We start from the raw sequence: 18,033 nt of genomic DNA on the forward strand, positions 1-18,033 counted from the left end.
CGAATCCTAGCCTTCATTCCTCCCTTCGGCTGAACGACAACGTGCCGGAAAGGTCAACGTCAACAGACCAAAAACATACTCTGTTTTTGTCTCTTTAATTGTTTAAGTCTTGGCTGGGAGAGCCGCCGATACAGGGATGTATCGGCGGAGTTTGGGGCGCCCTGGATGGGCGATACCAAACCGGAGCGGAGATGGCATCTCGGATAAAAAGCGCGAGGATTGAAGGGGCGCGCGCTGGCGCCCCTCATCGGTCGCCTTCGCCAGCGGTGTCATGGAAACGCATTTGCTGACCGGCGAACGAAACATGTCACCGCAACCCCATACGGAAATAGCATCTCAGATAAAAGGGGACGGGCAGGCGGAATATTCCACCGTATCAACCTAAACGACAGGCATCCCCCCTCAAATATAACTCAACGGCTCATCCACCAGCTTCTCGCCTAAAAACTTCTCCAAAAACAGCTTAGTTCTTGGATGCTGTGGATTGGTAAACAGTTCTTTGGCGGCTCCCTGTTCTACAATTCGCCCTTCATCCATAAAAATGGCTCGGTTGGCAACGTCGCGGGCAAAGCTCATTTCATGAGTGACGATCACCATGGTGCGGTTTTCCTCTGCCAGCGCACGGATAGTGCTTAACACCTCGCCGACTAGTTCAGGGTCCAGCGCCGAAGTGGGTTCATCAAACAGGATGACTTCCGGCTGCATCGCTAATGCACGAGCAATAGCCACGCGCTGTTGCTGACCACCGGACAGGCGTTTTGGAAACGCATCCTCTTTGCCTTTTAAGCCAACTTTTGCCAGCAGCTCACGCGCTCGGGCGATCACCACCTCTCGCTTTTCGCCTTTAACGATAACCGGCCCTTCGATAATGTTTTCCAGCACGGTGCGGTGCGGGAATAAATTAAAGTTCTGGAAGACAAAACCCACTTCCTGACGCAGTTTTCTAATCGCCGTTTTTTGTCGGCTCAGCGGCTGGCCGCCGTCGATAGTGACATCGCCAACCTGAATCGTGCCGCCGTCAGGCTCCTCGAGCAAATTGATGCTGCGCAGCAACGTGGTTTTACCAGAACCACTTGGCCCAATGATGGCTACCACCTCACCCTTCTCAACCGTGAGATCGACGCCGTGCAGCACGGTGTTTCCGTTAAAGGATTTCGTCAGATTTTTTACTTCAATAGTGCTCACTGTGGGCTCCCAAACGGATACGTCCAAAATCGATACTGTGCAGATGCAACGCCGCGTATACGGCGCGTCACCCAATATAAAGGCAACTTTAGCAACTCAGGACAGGGAATAAAAAATTTTGCAGGAATATGGTTAGACTGATATGGAATAAGACACAAAAAAGCCATCGTTACGATGGCTTTTCATACTGAAGGCTTAATCAGCAAAGCGCTGTTTTTTGCCAACTAAGATACTGATCGTATTTCCGTAGCGCGATGCGATAGTTATTTTGATTCGCGTCGGTCATATTCTCGATCAGATCCCACTGTTGCTCACTGCCGCAAAACTTTTCGTCGGGGAAATCGCTCGCTCTTAACATATCGTCTAAGCGGCGCAGGCGGACAATATATTCACGGATGGAGCTATGGCTCATTTCCGTCTGTTCAAACAGATATTGTTTAAACTCAAGAATATCGAAGTAATCCGCTTTGCAATGGCAGTACACGTCGCTACAAAAGCGACACAATGCCGTCAGTTCTTTTTCCAGTTCTTGCCAAACTCTGTCGTCAATCAGTTGATCCATCCCAGCAAGCGTTTCGCGATCGAGAATTTTCCCACGAAACACCAGAGACATGCGATCAAGCGATTTACCACAATGAGAGCAATCACACTGGCTGTGTTTAAAATCTTTCAAATAGCGACTCAAAGGCCGTCTTTTCTGTTGGGATGCTGTCATGGCAACATGCTCCATTTTATCGAATAACTGGTGACGCATTAGCTTTGGCTGGCCAGCTTGGTACGTAGACGTTTTATCGCCTGACTATGCAGCTGGCTGACCCGAGATTCTCCGACCTCAAGCACGGCGCCGATTTCCTTCAGGTTTAGCTCCTCTTGGTAATAGAGGGTCAGAACCAATTTTTCACGTTCCGGCAAAGCTTCAATGGCCGTTATCACACGCTGGCGCAGATCCCCTTCCAGCAGCTGTTTGAGAGGATTGGCATCCTCATGCTGCTGAAATACCGGCTCGGCGCTATCGCCATGTTCTTCTCGCCATTCGTCGTAAGAAAAAAGATGGCTGGTATTGGTATCCAGCAAAATCTGCTGATACTCCACCAGTGGCATATCTAGTTCTTGGGCAATTTCGGTTTCTGTCGGTGCGCGATGCAGGCGCTGTTCTGCTCGCTGCATAGCCGCTGAAACTTCACGGGCATTTCGACGCACGCTGCGCGGAACCCAATCTCGGCTGCGTAGCTCATCGAGCATCGCGCCGCGAATGCGCTGAACCGCATAGGTGGTAAAAGCCGTCCCCTGCATGGCATCGTAGCGTTCGACCGCGTGTAACAGCCCGATACCTCCAGCCTGAAGCAGGTCGTCCAATTCAACGCTCGCGGGCAGGCGAACCTGCAAACGCAGCGCTTCATGGCGCACTAGCGGAGCGTAGCGCTGCCACAGGGAATTTTTGTCGATCACGCCGTCGGCGGTATACAATTCACTCACGTTGACAGAACCCGGGTTGATGGATGCCCGGCTATTATCTAACTCTCACGCCAAAGCCAATGGCGCGATTAGTCAGCAAAAATGCCCCCTTTTCTCACGTTGCTTTTTCCGCAAGAGGCGTTTGCTCAGTTATTCATCAGGTGGTTTATGTAAAAAACCCCGCCGCAGCGGGGTTAGCTGAAATGCTGGCAAAGTATTAACGCAGCAGAGTCAGTACGTTCTGAGTAGACTGGTTAGCCTGAGCCAACACAGAAGTACCCGCCTGTTGCAGAATGTTTGCACGGCTCATGTTAGACACTTCGGTCGCGTAGTCAGCATCCTGAATACGAGACTGGGAAGCAGTCAGGTTGTTTACGGTGCTGTTCAGGTTGTTGATAACAGAATCGAAACGGTTCTGTACCGCACCCAGAGATGAACGCAGGCCGTCGACCTGAGATAACGCTTTGTCTAGGACTGCCAGAGGATCGGCTGTGGTTGGAGTAGTAGATAGCTGAGCACCTTTGGTGACTTTACCATCATCAGCTAAAGTTGCTTTAGAATAAGTATCCTTACCATCAGCGTCTTTGCCCATAATCACATAGCCAGTTTTACCTTTAGCATCGGTATATGCGTGCAGTGTGTCGCCCGCAGCAAGACCAGTAACGGTGGTGGTACCGACTTTCACAGAGGTGGTTTCAGTTAAACCAGTTGGCGCTGTAGTAACAACGTTACCTGCAGTGCTTGAGTCAAAGTTGAATTTACCAGTACCATCTACAGTACCTTTAACCCATTCAGACGCACCTGACTGGATATAAGAATCGGTGCCATCGCTATAGACTTTACCGTCCATAGAAGTTTTCTTCGTACCAGTATTGCCGTCGACACCAATTGTTGGCGCACCCATCTTATCAATGCTGGTTGTTGCTGCTTTAGTTACTCCACCAACGTCAACGCTGCTTGCTACGCTAAACTGATCCAGACCTAACGTTTTGGAGTTAATATCTTTCAGATCGATTTGGATAGTTTCGTTGTCGTTTGCGCCAACCTGAATAGTCAGCTTCTGGTCGCCACTCAGCACTTTCACGCCGTTGAAGTCAGTCTGCTGAGAAATACGGTCGATTTCAGACAGACGCTGAGTGATTTCGTCCTGAATGGATTTCAGGTCGCTATCAGAGTTAGAACCGTTCTGTGACTGTACGGTCAAGCGACGAATGTTTTGCAGGTTGTCGTTCACTTCGTTCAGAGCACCTTCGGTGGTCTGCGCCAGAGAGATACCGTCGTTGGCGTTACGAGAAGCCTGAGTCAGGCCTTTGATGTTCGCTGTAAAGCGGTTAGAAATCGCCTGACCCGCAGCATCGTCTTTCGCGCTGTTGATACGCAGACCAGAAGACAGACGCTCAATAGCGGTACCCAGTGAAGACTGAGATTTGTTCAGGTTGTTCTGCGCCATCAAAGACAGGCTGTTGGTATTAATTACTTGTGCCATAGTGAGCTTTCCTTTCGAATCAGCTGCGATATACGCATCTAGTTAATGGGTCGGGCCTGATTGCCCTACGGCGTCAGCCACCGTCCACACAGGTATCGGCGCTCCCCAATTAACCTTTAGGAAATTTTTTAATTATTTTTCCTGAAAATTCTCCGCACAGACAATCGCCTAAATAAGGCCCTCTTTTCGTCTTCTATCGTCCCATCACTTTTTACATTTATTTCGTAAACTTTTTTCCTACCGAGCCGATAACGCGTAAAGCGCAGTAAATTATTAAAAAGGAAAATACCGATGGCATCTATTTCATCTTTAGGGATCGGCTCTGGTCTCGACTTAAATGGCTTACTTGATAAATTATCTACGGCGGAACAACAGCGTTTAACGCCTTATACCACTCAGCAAACCAGCTACAAGGCACAGTTGACCGCCTACGGCACGCTGAAAAGCTCGTTGGAGAAGTTTGATAACCTGAGTAAAGATCTGGCAAAAGCTGACTTCTTTAATACCACCAAAGCATCAACGCATGATGCTTTTACTGTTACCACAAATCCTAAAGCGGTAGCAGGAAACTACAGCGTTGAAGTCAAACAGCTGGCTCAGGCACAAAGTTTAACCACGCAAAAAGTCATTACCGATCAGTCTGCACAGCTAGGTACATCAGGAGCGAGCGGCCGTTCTATTACCCTGACACAGGGGACGCCCCCTAAAACAACTCAAATTCCTTTGAGTGATGATCAGACCTCGCTCCTAGAAATGCGCGATGCAATTAATGGCGCAAAAGCAGGCGTTACCGCCAGTATCGTGCGCGTAGGTGATAGCAGCTACCAGTTAGCATTAACGTCTTCCTCAACCGGTTCCGCTAACCAAATGACGGTTAAAGTGAACGGTGATGACCAATTGGGTGAATACCTGAACTATGACCCAAGCGCGCCATCGACTTCACCAACGGCCATGAAACAAACGGTAGAAGCTAAAGACGCCATTATCACCATGAATGGCACAGAAATTGTGCGCAGCAGCAATACCATTACCGATGCGCCACAGGGCACCACCATTGAGTTAAAAGCCAAAACTAAAGACGGCGAGCCGCAGAACCTGATTCTAAGCGCGGACAACTCCGGTGCGATGGATAAGATAAAAAGCTGGGTAGATAGCTATAACTCCCTACTTGATACCTTTACATCTCTAACTAAATACACCCCAGTAAAAACCGGTGAGGCACAGTCAAAAACCAACGGTGCTTTGTTAGGCGATAACACCCTGCGCGGTGTTCAGGCTGCAATTAAAGGCGCCTTAAGCTCGGCTCAGGATAACCCTGAACTGAAAGGTCTAGGCAATTTGGGGATCACCACCGACGGTAAAACCGGCAAATTGACCGTAGACAGCGACAAACTCACCAAAGCTTTCACTGACCATCCAGACCAAGTGGCTAACTTCTTTGTTGGCAACGGGACGGATAGCGGTATGGCAACCAATATTCACAATGAAATTCAAAGTTATATCAAGGCCGGCGGCGTGATCGAATCAACAACCAAAAGTATCAATACCAACCTAGATCGTCTGAGTGTACGCATCGATAGCGTAAGCGACAGTATTCAAGAAACTATCGACCGCTATAAAGCGCAGTTTGTACAGCTGGATACCATGATGTCCAAGCTCAACAGTACCAGCTCGTACCTCACACAACAATTCACCGCCATGAACTCATAAGATAGGTAACAAGCATCATGTATAAAGCGACGGGCTCACAGGCCTACGCTGATGTGGGATTAGAAAGCGGCGTGATGAGCGCCAGCCCACACCAGCTTATTGTCATGTTATTTGACGGGGCGCATAGCGCCCTAATCCGTGCCCGCCTGCATATGCAGGCGGGGCAAACCCAGCTCAAGGGTCAGTCAATCACCAAAGCCATCAATATTATTGATAATGGGTTAAAAGCGGGTCTCAATCTGGAAAAAGGCGGAGAGCTTGCAGAAAATTTAGCCGCGCTGTATGACTATATGGTGAAACGGCTATTACATGCTAATCTTCATAATGATGAAGCTACAATCCAGCATGTCACGGACCTGTTAGACAATATTGCCGATGCGTGGCGTCAGATCGGCCCACAATCTCAACTTAATCAGCAGGACCACTTATAATGTACGGAATACAGCCTTTGTCACATGCGTACCGGAACATCCTTTCCATCAGCGAAAGTATGCTCGATCTCGCTAAGCGCTCTGAATGGGACTCGCTGGTAAAATTGGAGATGGAGTATCTCCAAGCAGTGGCAAAAACCACTGAGCTGATGCCTATTTCCGAGGTTGATTCAGTGATGCAGACCGAGCTGCGCAGAGTGTTGGCTAAAATTCTGGATAACGAAGCTGAAATTAAACGCCTGCTACAAGCCAGAATGGATGAGCTGAGCCAAATCATCGGCAAAACCTCACGCCAGCAGGCAGTGACTCACACTTATGGACAGTTTTCTGATAATGAAGGTTATCCCAACGATTTACTTTAATTCTTTATATTTAAACAACACCAGTTTAATACATAATCCCAATCTCTATTTTATTAGAAATTTAATTCAATAATAACACTTTTAAATTATAGGTATTTTTAAGATTGGCCCTGCCATGTCCCTATGGCTATCATAATTAATAATAATTTTTTCAGTAATAATGTGTTCAATATGAACTGATATATTACTTTTCTAACACCAACGATATTCCATGTGAATTAATTAGGAATGGTCACGTCGGTATAGTGTCCATTCGTCTATTCTCTCACCACTAGGCAGCAAGCAATCGGTGTGCACACCGAGTTCTGTTGTGATATTGATTTCTTTACCCCCCAATTTTAAGCAATAGACAGATGCTGGATTGGCCATGCCGATCGTCTTCTCTACCGGCACCGTTTGCGTGTCTGAAGGAGTCGCTGACTCCTTGTGTCCAGAATGACAGCCTGCCATAACCAATCCTCCTAACCCTACGAGTAACAGCATGTGTAGTTTCATCAAGTATTCCCAGCATAAAAATAAATATTATAGACGGTCTAAACGTCCAATATAGGTAATTACTCCTATTTATTACAAGGGATTATCCTCTCAGCGTTCAGACTTTTTCATCCGTTTTTTATAAAAAAAATCAATAAAAACATTAATCGCATCACGAAAAATTATTCATTGATTAAAAATAGTTAAATTAGTACCACAATGCTAATGATTTTATAGGTAAACCAATAGGATTCTGCTATATCTTAGCTTGCGCCTCTCTTATTTGGAAAAGGAACTATGGCTACGCTTCGTACTCTCAAAACTGCGCTGTTGATCGGCGCGCTGGCTCTGACCGGTTGTGCAACAAAAACAGCAACTCCTGAGCAATATTCTGGTTTTTTAAAAGACTACTCTAACCTAACAGAAACCAAATCAGCGTCTGGTTTACCGGTTTTGCGTTGGGTTGATCCAAGTTTCAAAAGCAGTCACTACGATAAACTGATCTATAACCCTGTCACTTACTATCCAGAACCTAAGCCAACAACTCAGGTCGGTAAAAACGTCTTAGAAGGTGTGCTTAACTACACAAATACCAAGCTGGAAGCTGCCGCAGCGCAACGCTCCACTCTGGTGACGCAGCCTGGGCCGAAAACGCTGATTTTCCGCGGAGCCATAACGGCGGTTGATACTAGTAAAGAAGGGTTACAGTTCTACGAAGTGATCCCGATTGCTATGGTGGTTGCGGGTACACAAGCCGCAACGGGTCACCGTACCATGGACACTAACCTGTTCTTCGAAGGTGAGCTTATCGACTCCCAAACCAACAAACCGGTGTTAAAAGTGGTTCGTAAAGGTTCAGGCAAACAGCTCTCCAACTCGAATCAGCTGCTAACCGTAGATGATTTAAAAGCCGTTATCGACAATATGGCCACCGACGCCACCATGTTTGACGTTAAATAGTTTGACGTGAAAGAACTTGGCGTGAAATAAGCGTCCGAATTTAAGTACGTATTCCGCTAGCCAGCTGCTACATGCCGCTGGCTTTTTTTATGCAGATTAGCGGCAAGTCGATATCTTTCAGGCAAAAAAATCCCGTACCCAAAGGCACGGGAAACCATACTAGAAATTTGAAAACAAACGTTTTGAAGCAATTAGCAATGGGTATTGAGCAATCTGAACGATTTGCCATCGCTATATAAACAACTATACAGCGATTTAGCTGAATACGCAATCATCCAAACTCACACTAAAGACGAGCTATTTTTTTACTGCATACGAACAAGTGTAGGCCATGCGTTTTAGGGTTGGGATACTGCTGGCCAGCGGCGGGATCTGTGTTGCTTGGTCAAAGCCATTCTCTTTGCAATAGCTCAATGCATCGGCATCCATTGCCGCTTTATCCACTTTCTCAGGATCGTAGCGATAGATTACGGCCTGATCGGCGGCATGATCGTCAAGTCTGACAAAACCTTTTGGTGCGCTGACACACCCCACCAATAAGGCCGCAGGTAAAACCGACAATAGATAGTATTTTTTCATAAGAACCTCTCTAGTTATTTGTTCTTATGATACTCATAACTCTTTTTCCCATAAACCGGATTAATACGAATACAGGGTCATGCCCATAAAAAAGACCACTTGCGTGGCCTTTAAATTCTCTCGATAACGCTTGTCGATTACAGTTTGAACAAACCTTTAATGACAATACGTGCTATCGCTGGGTTATGTGCTTTAGCCGATTTAATCAGGTATTGATTAATTGCGGCAAGCATTTCATGTGGCGATGGTTCTTCTGTTTCAGAATTCACAATGTGTGAACCATTTCCCTGAAAAACAACTTTGCCCTTTTCATCCAGTCCATCGTAATAGCTAATATAGCTGGCCTTCATATAATCCCTATACCTTTAATCTGATTGATAACTTACTGATATACATAACACCTTGCTAGGTAAGAATTTTATCATCAAATCAGAGATACAATATGTTGATTTCTTAACAATTGAATTTAGTGCTACTGGGGGTAAGGTCGCTTTACTTTTTCTGTATTGTCATCTCTCGAACAACCCAAAGTTCGTGATTTATCTGACTCACGCACAAGCCAATCTGGGAGGCGGCGAGCATGAGTGGCAACGTATCTTTATCGGCCAAACGGCCATCGCCCTCGCACGTGAACATCTTTTTATCAGGCTGAAACACCGCCAACTGATGCTGCCCAGTACCACCGCTTATCACCCAGTTCAGCATAAAAAGACATACCACCACACCCAATCCCAAAGCGGAACAAAGGATTTTCACCCCGTTAGAAAATCTCACGCTGCATCCCTTTTATAAATAATGAAGAAGGTAACAGCATGAAGAGTGTGGTTAAAATTGATTGTATAGATCAATAAATCGAGATTGATCGTTGAAAACGATCGGTATTACAAAGGTATTATATTGGTGCTATTTCCGCTAAAACTGCATATTCATAATATAGTGTATGGGCATTCAGCATTGTCGTTATGTACATGATATTTGAGTTTTAGCACTGCATTACCGAAAAGTACCGAAAAGCATGACTATGCTCTAAGGTGTTTTGCGGTAATTTTTTGTCCTATATATGCTCCATTAGCTAAATACGCGAGTTATCATCAAACTCGTCTATCGACATATCATTGACGATATACGTCACAACGCCGAATATTCGCATTGTCTCTCACCTCCCCGCAGGGCTGGTGCTGTGTGCTATAAATAGGGATACTCGGGAAAGCCGTGCCACGGAAAGGTTTAATACTTAACTCTAAAGAGATTAAAAAGATGCACGGGATAAGAAATCTCAGTCTGATCTGTTGTATTGGGTTAACCGGATGCGTGGTAGCAGATCTGGATTCAAGTAATTACGATTACTTCCCATATGTTCAGACGTTCCAGAAGCCACAAGCTATGGGTCACACCGATGTTCAGAAACGCAGGGATGATCTATACGAGTGCGGAGTTAACAAGAAATTTTCGCTAAATTCATGGGATGAAAAGTTCCGACGTAACAGCCTGCAGGCTGGCGAGACGATGGAGCAGCACGATACCAGAACTAAAAAAGTAGAAGGCTGTATGAAATCCAAAGGATATGTGCTTCTGGATTTCTCGGCATGCGGACCACGAAAAAAGCCAAGCGGATTGTGTAATTGATACCGACCTTCCAGCCAGTTAGGTGGGGATAGCCGTCAATGAGACGAACTTGCCCACTATGCGATTGTTTTCTGGCGCCGCACCGGTTATCCAGAGAAATCATGAATGCACAACTGGTTTATCAAGTTTATGGAGCTTGGATGGAGGAAACAAATAGCGAACAAGTAACCATGCTGAACCAGACATTATCTGACTTTGCTCCACCCATGCCCCATAGCAAAGTTAGCAATAGATAAACTCTTTATAAAACAATAGCATTACCACGCTAAACCTGCATATTCATAATATCTTGATAGGCGGCAACCAGACGGTTACGTACCTGAATCCCCATCTGCAGGGAAATGCCGGATTTTTGCAAATCGACCATCACGTCGTTTAACGCTACGCCCGGAACACCCATCTCAAAATTCTGCGCCTGAACTCGAGCGTTGTTTTGCGTTTCGCTGATACGGTTAACCGCCGCTTTGAGTTCCGCAGCAAATGCGCCCTGTGGGGCTTCGCTATTTTGACTACGGTTGGCCGCTGAAACTGCGGTTGCCTGTAACTGCTGAAGTACGCCTTCAATTCCGACTATCGCCACTGCCGATACCCTCTTGATTAATCACTTTTACCCATAGCGCATCACCCTACCATAGAGGTCAAAGAGTAAAGCCGCTAAATAGACGCAAAAATAGGGCCTTATTCTCCCATCAAATTTCCCCTCCCCGCAGAATAATACCCTGCCTACTTTTGTAAGCCGCAGACCTTCCAAGAAAAGGCTCTGATTGAATACATTTCGCTGATAGCGCGTCAGGGAGTCCGTTTTGCAAGACATTAATTTATTCCGGGGTTATTTCCCGGCTCAACTGAAAGACAAGGTAAGCACATGAACGCTTCAGCCAACGGTACCGCGGGCACCACAGCAAAAAGCGGAGATGGCGGTTTCGCTACCCTAGTGAATCGTCTACGTGCTAACCCCAAAATTCCATTGCTCATCGCTGGAGCGATCGCTATCGCGGTTGTCGCCGTGCTCGCTCTGTGGGCAAAATCACCAGACTATCGCGTGCTGTATAGCAATATCAGCGATCGCGACGGTGGCGCTATCGTCACCCAACTCACCCAGATGAACATCCCCTATCGCTTTGCGGATAACGGCACTGCACTGTTAATTCCTGCTGATAAGGTGCATGAAACCCGCTTGCGCTTGGCGCAGCAAGGTTTACCGAAAGGTGGCGCGGTAGGTTTTGAGCTGTTAGATCAAGAAAAGTTTGGTATCAGCCAATTCAGCGAACAAATCAACTACCAACGCGCGCTGGAAGGCGAGCTCTCTCGAACCATTGAAACACTCGGTCCAGTGCAAACTGCACGCGTACATTTAGCCTTACCTAAGCCTTCTCTGTTTGTGCGCGAGCAAAAACAGCCTTCCGCCTCCGTGACCTTAAATCTACAACCGGGGCGTGCGCTAGATGAAGGACAAATTAACGCCATCGTGTATATGGTTTCTAGCAGCGTCGCGGGGCTTCCCGCTGGAAACGTCACCGTCGTCGACCAAGGTGGACACCTGCTGACCCAGTCCGATGGCACCGGACGCGACTTAAACGCGACCCAGCTTAAATACGCCAACGAAGTTGAAAGCCGTATTCAGCGCCGTATTGAAGCCATTCTTCAGCCCATGGTTGGCAATGGTAACGTGCACGCGCAGGTCACCGCACAGATAGATAATGCCGTACGTGAACAGACCGACGAAGAATACAAGCCAAACCAGGCGCCTAATCAAGCCGCGGTACGTAGTCAGCAACTCAGCGACAGCTCGCAGTCCGGCGGACAGTTATCCGGTGGTGTCCCTGGGGCATTAACCAATCAACCTGCCCCACCGGCGACGGGTAACATCACTAATCCACCACAGGCCGGTGGCGCCAACGCCAATACAGCCAATGCACAGCGACCGGCGTCTACCATTGATACCAATGGCCGCCGCAGCAGCTCTGCATCGAACGCTCGCCGCGATGAAACCATCAACTATGAAGTTGACCGCACGATTCGTCACACCCAGCAAAAAGCGGGGAGCGTCGATCGCCTGTCGGTTGCCGTGGTTGTTAATTACGCCACCAACGCCAGCGGGAAAAGCATTCCATTAACGCCGCAACAACTGGAACAAGTAACCGCATTGGTGCGCGAGGCCATGGGCTTCTCTGCGACCCGAGGCGATACGCTCAATGTGGTGAATACGCCATTCACCACCAGCGCAGAAGAAAGTGGTGATGTGCCATTCTGGCAGCAATCCAGCTTCTTTGATCTGCTGATGACTCTTGGTCGTTATCTGCTGGTACTGATTGTGGCCTTCATCCTGTGGCGCAAACTGGTTAAGCCGCTGCTGAACAAGCAGCTGGCGAACGCGCAGCCTGCTCGCCGCGTTGAACCAACGCCAATCGTGACCACGCCGGTACAGCCTGCGAAACCAAGTAATGAAGAGATACAGAATCGTCGTAAATCGCAACAACGCGCCACGGCTGAACAGCAGGCACAGCGCGTACGTGATATGGCTGAGCAAGACCCTCGAGTGGTCGCTCTGGTAATTCGCCAATGGATGAGTAACGAACAATGACCATGACCGCGACTGAAAAAAGTGCAATTTTGTTGATGACTATCGGTGAAGACCGTGCGGCAGAGGTGTTCAAACACCTCTCCACTCGCGAAGTGCAGCACCTCAGCACCACCATGGCCACCATGAGTCAGGTTTCTCATCAGCAACTGGGCGAAGTGCTCAATGAGTTCCAAGACGAGGCCGAGCAGTATGAAGCGCTCAGCGTTAACGCCAGCGACTACCTACGTTCGGTGCTGGTCAAAGCACTAGGCGAAGAGCGCGCTTCCAGCCTGCTGGAAGATATTCTTGAGTCTCGTGAAACCGCCAGCGGTATTGAAACGCTTAACTTTATGGAGCCACAGGCCGCCGCCGATATTATCCGCGACGAACATCCGCAGATTATCGCCACTATTCTGGTGCACTTAAAACGTGCGCAGGCGGCCGATATTTTGGCGCAGTTTGACGAACGCCAGCGTAACGACGTGGTGCTGCGCATTGCCACCTTTGGCGGCGTCCAACCTACTGCCCTGCAAGAGCTGACTGAAGTCCTTAACGGTTTGCTCGACGGACAAAATCTCAAACGCAGTAAAATGGGAGGGATTCGCACCGCGGCTGAAATTATCAACCTGATGAAAACCCAGCAAGAAGAGTCTGTCATTGAAGCCATGCGCACCTACGACGGTGAGCTGGCACAAAAAATCATTGATGAGATGTTCCTGTTCGAAAATCTGGTCGATGTCGACGATCGCAGCATCCAGCGCATTTTGCAGGAAGTGGAGTCCGAATCTCTGCTCATCGCTCTCAAGGGAGCCAACGAAGCGCTGCGCGAGAAGTTTATGCGCAATATGTCTCAGCGTGCGGCAGATATTCTACGCGACGATCTCTCGACCCGTGGACCTATTCGTCTATCACTGGTTGAAAGCGAGCAAAAAGCGATTCTGCTGATCGTACGTCGTTTAGCCGAAAGTGGCGAAGTGATGATCGGCGGCGGCGAGGACGCATATGTCTAATCCTCCAAATAATAAAGAGGGATTCCGCAAAGCGGTTTTCCCTAAAGCCACCATTGAGGAAACCAATCAGCAGTGGCAACGCTGGGAAATGCGCGATTTTTCTGCGCCCCGCAAACCCAAAACTCCCGCGTTTAAGATGGAACCGCTGCCGCCTGCGGCCGAATCAACGCCTGCCGTTATTGCTCAGGCCGAGCTTGAGCAACTGCGTGAGGACGCCCAAATGCAAGGCTATCAGCACGGCCTGCAACAAGGCGAAAAACAAGGGTACGATACCGGTTTCCAGCAGGGGCTTAATGAAGGCCGTTCTCAGGGATTGCAGCAGGCGCAAGCCGAGCAACAACCGCTGCTAGACCACTGGCGTCAGCTCGCCCAAGAATTTCAAAGTTCTCTACAGGCGATGGACAACGTGATTGCCGCGCGGCTGATGCAAATGGCGCTCACCGCCGCAAAGCAGATTATCGGCCAGTCTCCGGTCTGCGATGCCAGCGCGGTGTTACAGCAAATCCAGCACCTCATTAATCAGGAACCGCTGTTTAACGGCAATCTGCAACTGCGAGTGAATCCGCAAGATTTGCCGATTATTCAACAACAGCTCGGCGTACAGTTAGAGCAACAGGGATGGCGTTTACTCGCCGATACCCAGCTACACCGCGGCGGCTGCAAAATCAGCGCCGAAGGCGGTGAACTCGATGCCAGCATCGCCACTCGCTGGCAAGAACTGTGCAAACTGGCCGCACCGGAGCTGCCGTTATGACCCAACGCCTCAATACTTGGCTTAGCACCTTAGATGCCTTTGAAAAGCGGATTCCGCAAATCCCACCTGCACGACGCTACGGGCGGCTGACCCGTGCGACGGGATTGGTACTCGAGGCCAGCGGGCTTCAGCTCCCTATTGGCGCCACCTGTCTAATCGAGCGTAATGATGGAGTAAAAATCCAGCAGGTCGAAGCTGAGGTGGTCGGTTTTAACGGTCAGCAACTGTTTTTAATGCCGCTTGAAGAAGTCGACGGCATTGTTCCCGGTGCACGTGTATGTTCTCAAGGCGGCGGGTTACAGTCCGGCGGCAAACAACTGCCGCTGGGACCAATGCTATTAGGCCGAGTTTTAGACGGCGGAGCCAAGCCGCTCGACGGATTGCCCCCGCCGGAAGAAGCCGATGTCGGCAGTTTAACCACTATGCCGTTCAACCCATTACAGCGTACGCCGATTGTTGATGTGCTCGACGTTGGCGTACGTGCGATTAATGCTCTGCTCACCGTTGGACGCGGGCAGCGCATGGGGTTATTCGCGGGTTCTGGCGTGGGGAAAAGTGTGCTGCTCGGCATGATGGCGCGCTATACCCAAGCCGACGTGATCGTCGTTGGGCTGATCGGTGAACGCGGCCGCGAAGTCAAAGACTTCATCGAAAATATTCTCGGCGATGAAGGTCGCAAACGTTCAGTGGTTATCGCCGCGCCCGCCGATGTTTCCCCGCTGCTCCGTATGCAGGGGGCATCCTATGCCACTCGCATTGCTGAAGATTTTCGCGATCGTGGGCAGCACGTATTGCTGATTATGGATTCCCTCACCCGCTATGCGATGGCGCAACGTGAAATTGCCTTGGCTATCGGCGAGCCGCCCGCAACCAAAGGCTATCCACCGTCGGTGTTCGCCAAACTTCCGGCGCTGGTTGAACGTGCTGGCAACGGCACCCACGGTGGCGGTTCGATCACCGCATTTTATACCGTGCTGACTGAGGGCGACGATCAGCAAGATCCTATCGCTGACTCGGCACGTGCGATTCTCGATGGGCACATCGTGTTGTCTCGCCGCTTGGCCGAAGCAGGTCACTACCCGGCTATCGATATTGAAGCCTCAATCAGTCGCGCCATGACATCGCTGATTAGCGACGATCACTACGCACGAGTTCGACGGTTTAAACAGCTACTTTCTAGCTATCAGCGTAACCGCGATCTCATCAGCGTCGGTGCTTACGCTAAAGGCTCCGATCCTATGCTGGATCAGGCCATTACGCTATATCCCCATTTGGAAGCGTTTTTGCAACAGGGGATTTTCGAGCGTAGCGGCTACACCGATGCCTGCTCAAGCCTACAGGCGTTGTTCCCTGCATAGGACTATGACCCAATAACGGGGGCGTTGTACGAAGAGGGCTGTTTATGCGCCCAAGCAGCATCAATAACGCTGTTACGAGAGTGAACAAATACGGCCGCCTCGCATACCGCTTCAAGTATGACGGGGGATAAATAGGAGTCTCTGCGCGCTCGCTGAGTTTGGCGCTGACGCACTTGAGATAGGAGGTAATTATGTCTTCACCTATGAGCACACTACGTGACCTTGCACAGCAAGATGTTGATGATGCGACAACCGCATTGGGAAAGTCGCGTCAAGCATACCTGCATGCAGAGCAACAACTCAGTATGTTACTGAATTATCAAGATGAATATCGCCAGAAACTGAATCAGGGAATGAGCGGCGGAATGGATGCTTCCCGTTGGCAAAACTACCAGCAGTTCATTCGCACCTTGGATCAAGCGATTGATCAGCACCGAGTTCAGCTTAATCAATGCAATGTTCGGCTAGCCACAGCGACCCGCTGCTGGCAGGAAAAACAACAGCGTCTCAATGCATTTTGTACGTTGCATGAACGTCAGGAGCAGCAGCTAAAAATGCAGCTCAATAAACAAGATCAAAAACGGATGGATGAGTACGCCCAGCGTGCCGCCATGAGGAGAGAAAAATCATGACGTCCCGATTGCTCGCTGTTACGGCTGCAAATCATACTGCGACTACCCCGCATAGCACTGGAGCGAACGCCCAATCAGAAAGCGCGGCACCGTTTTCCGACGTTTTGTCACAGGCAAATACGTTAACTAAAGGACACCAAACGCCGCAGGATACATTGAAGCAGACGGGATCTGCGTTAGCCGCAAAAACCGATCTCAAAACCCTGCAAGCCGCACTGGCCAAAACGCTGCAGCAGGCAAAGACACCGCCAGAAGAAGGCAAAGACGCGCAGCAACTATTGAGTCAGTTGGCTCAGTTAGATCCCCAACAGCAACAAAAACTGTTGGCATCGCTTAATGTTTCGCTGAACGACAAAGGTAAAGAGCCACTCGATGGCAGCGTGCAAGCGCTAACCGAATCGCTCACGAGCAAAAAGACAGATAAAGAGACCGAGCAAGCCGGACAGGCGGCTATCAGCGCACTGCTTGCCATGCTGCCAAATTCGTTGCCCAAGGCCTCAGCCGATACCGCAGCAGCGGATACGTCAGAACCAGCTCTAGCCCTGCTTTCCAGTGATAATAAAAAGGATGCTAGCCAAGATCTTCACTTACTGCTGAAAACAGACAAGCCAGATGCAGAGCTAGACGAGCAACAACTTTCGTTGCCTATCACCGCCGCATCAAGCAAAAAAGTCGATCCTTCAGCGCTAAAGTCTACCGCTGAAGCCAAAGCAGTACCGACAAATGCAACGGATATTCCGCTGAAGCTTGCCGCCCAGCCAGAAAATGCGCTGCCGCAGCACAGTGAGACTAGCGCTTTGCAGCCAGCACACGCTCAGCCTCATGCGCTAACCAATATCACCGCCAGCAGCCCGGTAATAACCAATACGATGGCGACACCCACCACACCGCTGCCTACACCGGTATTAAACGCGCAACTTGGCAGCAGCGAATGGCAGCAAGCGCTGGGGCAACAAATTATGATGTTTAACCGAAACGGCCAACATAGCGCCGAGCTGCGGTTACATCCACAAGATCTCGGTACACTGCAAATCAGCCTACGAATTGATGATAACCAAGCACAGTTACATATGGCTTCTGGTCATAGTCAGGTACGCGCTGCACTTGAAGCCGCATTACCTCAACTCCGCCCCGCGCTAGCCGATAGCGGAATTCAGCTTGGACAAAGCAGCGTAGGCAGTGACGCTCAGCCGCAGTGGAACGGCTCGCAGCAAAACTCAGCCGATCGTCAAGCGACATCAGGTGTATTCAGCTTATCCGAGAACCACGATAACGCGGTGATAGCAACTACCGTTGCGTCGAAATCGGTGAGAGTTGGGGGGGTGGATATTAGTGTGTAATCGCTGTGGCTTATGTGTAATGTTCCGGTCGTCTGATATGTGAGTTCAGCGTGAATTTCGTACGCCTAGTGCACCGAATTATACATGCACTCCGTGCAGGCGTCCGAG

Annotated in this window: 19 protein-coding genes; 10 read left to right on the forward strand and 9 right to left on the reverse strand. The window is 49.3% G+C overall.

Annotated features, from left to right (window positions below; genetic code table 11):
* Positions 1-402 precede the first annotated feature (402 nt).
* The 4 genes from tcyN to HMPREF3091_RS14790 form a co-directional block, all read right to left on the reverse strand.
* Positions 403-1,185, reverse strand: a complete 783-nt coding sequence (gene tcyN, locus HMPREF3091_RS14775; RefSeq protein WP_070716654.1) for an L-cystine ABC transporter ATP-binding protein TcyN — start codon at positions 1,183-1,185, stop codon at positions 403-405.
* Between the two features lie 199 nt (positions 1,186-1,384).
* Positions 1,385-1,900 (reverse strand): flagella biosynthesis regulatory protein FliZ, encoded by a 516-nt coding sequence (gene fliZ, locus HMPREF3091_RS14780; protein WP_070716681.1) that lies wholly within the window; start codon positions 1,898-1,900, stop codon positions 1,385-1,387.
* Between the two features lie 38 nt (positions 1,901-1,938).
* Positions 1,939-2,661, reverse strand: a complete 723-nt coding sequence (locus HMPREF3091_RS14785; protein WP_004092872.1) for an RNA polymerase sigma factor FliA — start codon at positions 2,659-2,661, stop codon at positions 1,939-1,941.
* Positions 2,662-2,857: 196 nt separating this feature from the next.
* A complete protein-coding gene (locus HMPREF3091_RS14790) occupies positions 2,858-4,126 on the reverse strand; it encodes a flagellin FliC (protein WP_070716655.1) in 1,269 nt (422 codons plus the stop codon).
* A 291-nt stretch (positions 4,127-4,417) separates the two neighbouring features.
* Here HMPREF3091_RS14790 and fliD point away from each other — a divergent pair, with 291 nt between their 5' ends.
* The 3 genes from fliD to fliT are packed head-to-tail and all read left to right on the forward strand — an operon-like array spanning position 4,418 to position 6,629.
* Positions 4,418-5,836, forward strand: a complete 1,419-nt coding sequence (gene fliD / locus HMPREF3091_RS14795; RefSeq protein WP_070716656.1) for a flagellar filament capping protein FliD — start codon at positions 4,418-4,420, stop codon at positions 5,834-5,836.
* 17 nt (positions 5,837-5,853) lie between these two features.
* Positions 5,854-6,267 (forward strand): flagellar export chaperone FliS, encoded by a 414-nt coding sequence (fliS, locus tag HMPREF3091_RS14800; RefSeq protein ID WP_004092864.1) that lies wholly within the window; start codon positions 5,854-5,856, stop codon positions 6,265-6,267.
* Positions 6,267-6,629: a flagella biosynthesis regulatory protein FliT gene (fliT, locus tag HMPREF3091_RS14805; RefSeq protein WP_004092862.1), complete on the forward strand. Its 363-nt coding sequence runs from the start codon at positions 6,267-6,269 to the stop codon at positions 6,627-6,629. The genes fliS and fliT overlap by 1 nt, the downstream gene beginning before the upstream one ends.
* 222 nt (positions 6,630-6,851) lie before the next feature.
* Here the strand turns inward: fliT and HMPREF3091_RS14810 are convergent, their stop codons facing one another.
* Entirely contained in the window at positions 6,852-7,112 is a 261-nt protein-coding gene (locus HMPREF3091_RS14810; protein ID WP_305793963.1) for a putative hemolysin, read from the reverse strand.
* 288 nt (positions 7,113-7,400) lie between these two features.
* Here HMPREF3091_RS14810 and HMPREF3091_RS14815 point away from each other — a divergent pair, with 288 nt between their 5' ends.
* Positions 7,401-8,063 (forward strand): DUF3313 domain-containing protein, encoded by a 663-nt coding sequence (locus tag HMPREF3091_RS14815; RefSeq protein ID WP_070716660.1) that lies wholly within the window; start codon positions 7,401-7,403, stop codon positions 8,061-8,063.
* A gap of 297 nt (positions 8,064-8,360) precedes the next feature.
* Here HMPREF3091_RS14815 and HMPREF3091_RS14820 read toward each other — a convergent pair whose 3' ends face one another.
* The 4 genes from HMPREF3091_RS14820 to fliE form a co-directional block, all read right to left on the reverse strand.
* The gene (locus HMPREF3091_RS14820; protein ID WP_004092856.1) at positions 8,361-8,642 is read right to left on the reverse strand and encodes a hypothetical protein; all 282 of its coding nucleotides are present in this window, start codon (positions 8,640-8,642) and stop codon (positions 8,361-8,363) included.
* A gap of 137 nt (positions 8,643-8,779) precedes the next feature.
* Positions 8,780-8,992 carry a hypothetical protein gene (locus tag HMPREF3091_RS14825; protein WP_004092855.1) on the reverse strand — a complete coding sequence of 71 codons (213 nt, stop codon included), beginning with the start codon at positions 8,990-8,992 and terminating at the stop codon, positions 8,780-8,782.
* Between the two features lie 142 nt (positions 8,993-9,134).
* The gene (locus HMPREF3091_RS14830) at positions 9,135-9,416 is read right to left on the reverse strand and encodes a hypothetical protein (RefSeq protein WP_070716662.1); all 282 of its coding nucleotides are present in this window, start codon (positions 9,414-9,416) and stop codon (positions 9,135-9,137) included.
* Between the two features lie 1,117 nt (positions 9,417-10,533).
* Positions 10,534-10,848, reverse strand: coding sequence for a flagellar hook-basal body complex protein FliE (gene fliE / locus HMPREF3091_RS14840; RefSeq protein ID WP_004092852.1), 315 nt, complete (start codon positions 10,846-10,848; stop codon positions 10,534-10,536).
* 285 nt (positions 10,849-11,133) lie between these two features.
* On the opposite strand from fliE, the gene fliF reads away from it, so the two are divergent.
* The 6 genes from fliF (at position 11,134) to HMPREF3091_RS14870 (ending at position 17,925) form a co-directional block, all read left to right on the forward strand.
* Positions 11,134-12,852 (forward strand): flagellar basal-body MS-ring/collar protein FliF, encoded by a 1,719-nt coding sequence (gene fliF, locus HMPREF3091_RS14845; RefSeq protein WP_070716666.1) that lies wholly within the window; start codon positions 11,134-11,136, stop codon positions 12,850-12,852.
* Complete coding sequence (gene fliG / locus HMPREF3091_RS14850; RefSeq protein WP_004092847.1) at positions 12,849-13,841, forward strand: flagellar motor switch protein FliG; 993 nt, start codon at positions 12,849-12,851, stop codon at positions 13,839-13,841. Before fliF ends, fliG begins: the two co-directional genes overlap by 4 nt.
* Entirely contained in the window at positions 13,834-14,595 is a 762-nt protein-coding gene (fliH, locus tag HMPREF3091_RS14855) for a flagellar assembly protein FliH (RefSeq protein ID WP_070716667.1), read from the forward strand. Before fliG ends, fliH begins: the two co-directional genes overlap by 8 nt.
* Positions 14,592-15,953: a flagellar protein export ATPase FliI gene (fliI, locus tag HMPREF3091_RS14860; protein ID WP_004092843.1), complete on the forward strand. Its 1,362-nt coding sequence runs from the start codon at positions 14,592-14,594 to the stop codon at positions 15,951-15,953. The genes fliH and fliI overlap by 4 nt, the downstream gene beginning before the upstream one ends.
* Positions 15,954-16,144: 191 nt before the next feature.
* Positions 16,145-16,585: a flagellar export protein FliJ gene (gene fliJ / locus HMPREF3091_RS14865; protein WP_035503409.1), complete on the forward strand. Its 441-nt coding sequence runs from the start codon at positions 16,145-16,147 to the stop codon at positions 16,583-16,585.
* Positions 16,582-17,925, forward strand: a complete 1,344-nt coding sequence (locus HMPREF3091_RS14870) for a flagellar hook-length control protein FliK (protein WP_070716669.1) — start codon at positions 16,582-16,584, stop codon at positions 17,923-17,925. The genes fliJ and HMPREF3091_RS14870 overlap by 4 nt, the downstream gene beginning before the upstream one ends.
* Positions 17,926-18,033 lie beyond the last annotated feature (108 nt).

The sequence above is a fragment of the Hafnia sp. HMSC23F03 genome (genome assembly GCF_001816025.1).
Classification (GTDB): Bacteria; Pseudomonadota; Gammaproteobacteria; order Enterobacterales; family Enterobacteriaceae; genus Hafnia; species Hafnia paralvei.

Coding starts and splice junctions, on each gene's coding strand:
- fliZ (WP_070716681.1), bottom strand. CDS start 1,900: ATGACAGCATCCCAACAGAAAAGACGGCCTTTGAGTCGCTATTTGAAA.
- HMPREF3091_RS14790 (WP_070716655.1), bottom strand. CDS start 4,126: ATGGCACAAGTAATTAATACCAACAGCCTGTCTTTGATGGCGCAGAAC.
- fliD (WP_070716656.1), top strand. CDS start 4,418: ATGGCATCTATTTCATCTTTAGGGATCGGCTCTGGTCTCGACTTAAAT.
- fliS (WP_004092864.1), top strand. CDS start 5,854: ATGTATAAAGCGACGGGCTCACAGGCCTACGCTGATGTGGGATTAGAA.
- fliT (WP_004092862.1), top strand. CDS start 6,267: ATGTACGGAATACAGCCTTTGTCACATGCGTACCGGAACATCCTTTCC.
- HMPREF3091_RS14810 (WP_305793963.1), bottom strand. CDS start 7,112: ATGCTGTTACTCGTAGGGTTAGGAGGATTGGTTATGGCAGGCTGTCAT.
- HMPREF3091_RS14815 (WP_070716660.1), top strand. CDS start 7,401: ATGGCTACGCTTCGTACTCTCAAAACTGCGCTGTTGATCGGCGCGCTG.
- HMPREF3091_RS14820 (WP_004092856.1), bottom strand. CDS start 8,642: ATGAAAAAATACTATCTATTGTCGGTTTTACCTGCGGCCTTATTGGTG.
- HMPREF3091_RS14825 (WP_004092855.1), bottom strand. CDS start 8,992: ATGAAGGCCAGCTATATTAGCTATTACGATGGACTGGATGAAAAGGGC.
- fliF (WP_070716666.1), top strand. CDS start 11,134: ATGAACGCTTCAGCCAACGGTACCGCGGGCACCACAGCAAAAAGCGGA.
- fliG (WP_004092847.1), top strand. CDS start 12,849: ATGACCATGACCGCGACTGAAAAAAGTGCAATTTTGTTGATGACTATC.
- fliH (WP_070716667.1), top strand. CDS start 13,834: ATGTCTAATCCTCCAAATAATAAAGAGGGATTCCGCAAAGCGGTTTTC.
- fliI (WP_004092843.1), top strand. CDS start 14,592: ATGACCCAACGCCTCAATACTTGGCTTAGCACCTTAGATGCCTTTGAA.
- fliJ (WP_035503409.1), top strand. CDS start 16,145: ATGTCTTCACCTATGAGCACACTACGTGACCTTGCACAGCAAGATGTT.
- HMPREF3091_RS14870 (WP_070716669.1), top strand. CDS start 16,582: ATGACGTCCCGATTGCTCGCTGTTACGGCTGCAAATCATACTGCGACT.